Origin of the sequence: Shewanella sp. (genome assembly GCF_051658185.1) — a bacterium.
Lineage (GTDB): Bacteria > Pseudomonadota > Gammaproteobacteria > Enterobacterales > Shewanellaceae > Shewanella.
In genome coordinates this window covers 1-3002 of the sequence record NZ_JBOFMC010000254.1, presented here as the reverse complement: position 1 = coordinate 3002, position 3002 = coordinate 1, and the positions used below count along the sequence as shown (strand labels likewise).

Genomic DNA, 3002 nt, shown 5'->3' with positions numbered 1-3002 from the left:
AATAACTTCATGATATCAAGATCTTATTATTGTCATAGTACCATTTTTTAATATTTCTTATATCGTAGTATGGCCTTTATGTAGCTTGGTCTGACATTGTAATCAGTTCTGTAATTAGAGGGATTTTTAATCAAAATATATTCCTTTAACTATGCAAGGTTGCTTTAATTGATGAGGGTGTGGTGTTTGTGTTTTATCTGTTGCCAGTTTGTTTTGTGGTATTTATTGTGGCGTTGTGTTTATTTTGACCAAGGCGTGACGTTATTATCATAGATGAGAAACAGTATCTTGATCGTATGAGTAATTTCGAATACTGTGCTACTGTGCAGGGTTGAATTCAGTGGCTGTGATGTTATATGTGGTTTTGTAGTGTCGCAGAAGGATAATTTGGAACAATAACTCTACTGTAATTCTTATCTTTAAGCTGGAAGGATTCATTCACCACAAATGTATTGTCGCTCTTGTATGTTGAGATGAACACAGTGCATTTGCTACGGGAAGAAGTAAAATAATGTTAGAAACCATCGTTAATTTTTTAAATGCGCTACTTTGGGGCAAGTTGTTAGTTTACGGATTGGTTGGAGCCGGTCTCTATTTCACTGTCAGGCTTTTATTTATTCAGGTGACGCATTTTAAGCACTCGCTTAAGGTCATGACGATGAGTCGCCAAGGTTGTAAAAGTGGCTTGTCTTCATTTCAGGTATTTTGTACCAGTATGGCTGCGCGTGTCGGTGCCGGGAACATGGCTGGCGTTGCCGTCGCGATAGGAGCTGCAGGTCCGGGTGCGGTATTTTGGATGTGGTTGATTGCCATGCTAGGTATGGCGACCGCCATGATTGAATCGACCTTAGCCCAAGTTTATAAGGTCCGTGATACTGATGGGCAATTTAGAGGTGGCCCCTCATATTATATGGAAAAAGGATTGGGGCAGCGCTGGATGGGAGTGCTATTTGCATTCTTTTTAATTATTGCTTTCGGTCTAGTGTTTAACGCAGTACAAGCGAATACGATTACGGGAGCAATGGAGCGGGTGTTTGGCTTTGATCCTACCTATGTGGGAATTGGCTTAGTCATCGCCAGTGGCTTTGTTATCATGGGCGGCTTGCGTAAAGTCGCGCGGGTATCTGAGTTTATTGTACCGATTATGGCGTTAGCCTATATTTTGGTTGCTTTTATAATCGTCATTTTTAATTTAGATCAATTACCTGGGGTGATTAGCCTTATTGTAAAAAGTGCTTTTGGTTGGCAGGAAGCCGCCGCTGGTGGGGTTGCCTATACGGTAGCACAGGCGATGCAAGCTGGTATTGCTCGTGGTTTATTTTCGAATGAAGCTGGTATGGGGAGCGCAGCCAATGTTGCCGCCAGCGCTTCACCTAATCCAAACCATCCCGCTTCTCAAGGATTTGTACAGATGATGGGGGTGTTTGTTGATACCATCGTGATTTGTACTGCCACCGCGGCAATTATTTTGCTTTCAGGCGATGTGGGCTCTAGTGATGATGGGATCCGCTTAACCATTAATGCGATGTCTAGCCATGTCGGTGATTGGGGCGGCGCATTTATTGCCGTGGCAATTTTCCTCTTTTGTTTCACCTCAATTATTGCTAATTATTCATATGCAGAAACAAATGTGATGTTCTTAACCGGCAATAGCACTAAAGCTTTGCCGTTATTCCGTCTGTGCGTTTTAGGTATGGTGATGTTTGGCTCCGTTGCAAAAATCAGCTTAGTATGGAACTTAGCCGATGTGTCTATGGGGCTCATGGCGACGGTGAATATCGTGGCATTATTACTGCTATCAGGATTGGCTATTCGGGTCATTAATGATTATCGAGAGCAGCTGCAAATGGGAAAAACACCTGAATTTGATCGCAGTAAATTCCCAGAGCTTATGGAACAGTTAGATAATGAAATTTGGGAAGATATTGCTAACAAAGCGCCGATAAAAAATCCCTAATGCTTATTCTTATTTATAAGAGCATGTTTAGCTAATAATCAAAAACCACGTAGTATATGCGTGGTTTTTTTATGTCCTATGAGTATCATTGGCTAAGTTATGTTTGATTGGAGTTTTTAATGTTGATATTAGTTTCACCGGCCAAAACCTTAGATTTTGAACAGCCACCTTTGACGCAGGCTCACTCCAAGCCGGGCTTCCTTGAGCAGAGCGCCGAGCTTGTTCACATTTGTCGGCAGCTTACGCCACAAGATATTGCCACGCTAATGAAGGTGAGCGATAACATCGCGGGTCTCAATGCCGCGCGCTTTGGCGAGTGGCAGCCGGATTTCACTCTAGAAAATGCTAAGCAAGCCATTTTTGCCTTTAGAGGTGATGTGTATACCGGCTTCGATGCCGATACATTGTCGGATGCGCAGCTGGAGCACGCTCAGCGCCATTTACGGATCCTCTCTGGCTTATATGGGCTGTTGCGGCCTTTAGATTTGATCATGCCGTACCGTTTAGAGATGGGCACCGGATTGAAAAATCCTAAAGGTCAGCATTTATATGCATTTTGGGGCGACATATTAACCGAGGCTGTGAATCAAGCTGTGAGCGAGCAAGGGGATAATATCATTGTCAATCTTGCATCAAATGAATATTTCAAAGCCATTAATGTAAAGAAACTAAAGGGTGATTTAATTACCCCGATCTTTAAAGACTATAAAAGTGGTCAGTATAAGGTGATTAGTTTTTTTGCCAAGCGTGCGCGCGGCATGATGGCAAGGTATATCATTGAGCAGCAGATCCGCTCATTTGAAGAGTTAACCTTATTTAAAGCAGCTGGATATTATTATTGCGAAGAGCAAAGTAAACCTAACGCACCGGTATTTTTAAGGGAATCACAATCATAACGAAGTATGGTGGTCACTCAAAGGCCGCAGACAGCGACCTTTGAGTAGGATTTATCTCATTTAGCTTCAATGCTGATGGGCGGTAGCCTTTGATCTCCATTTGCCATAAGCAAGGCAAATTGTGCATACGCTGCGATGTTTTGGGCGAA

Annotated in this window: 2 protein-coding genes; both read left to right on the top strand. The window is 42.7% G+C overall.

Annotation, left to right across the window (positions count from 1 at the left end; translation table 11 throughout):
• Nucleotides 1-511: 511 nt before the first annotated feature.
• Nucleotides 512-1957 carry an alanine/glycine:cation symporter family protein gene (locus tag ACRCZA_RS09965; protein ID WP_438674289.1) on the top strand — a complete coding sequence of 482 codons (1446 nt, stop codon included), beginning with the start codon at nucleotides 512-514 and terminating at the stop codon, nucleotides 1955-1957.
• Nucleotides 1958-2076: 119 nt separating this feature from the next.
• On the top strand, nucleotides 2077-2853 hold the full coding sequence (yaaA, locus tag ACRCZA_RS09960) for a peroxide stress protein YaaA (protein WP_438674288.1): 777 nt from the start codon (nucleotides 2077-2079) through the stop codon (nucleotides 2851-2853).
• Nucleotides 2854-3002 lie beyond the last annotated feature (149 nt).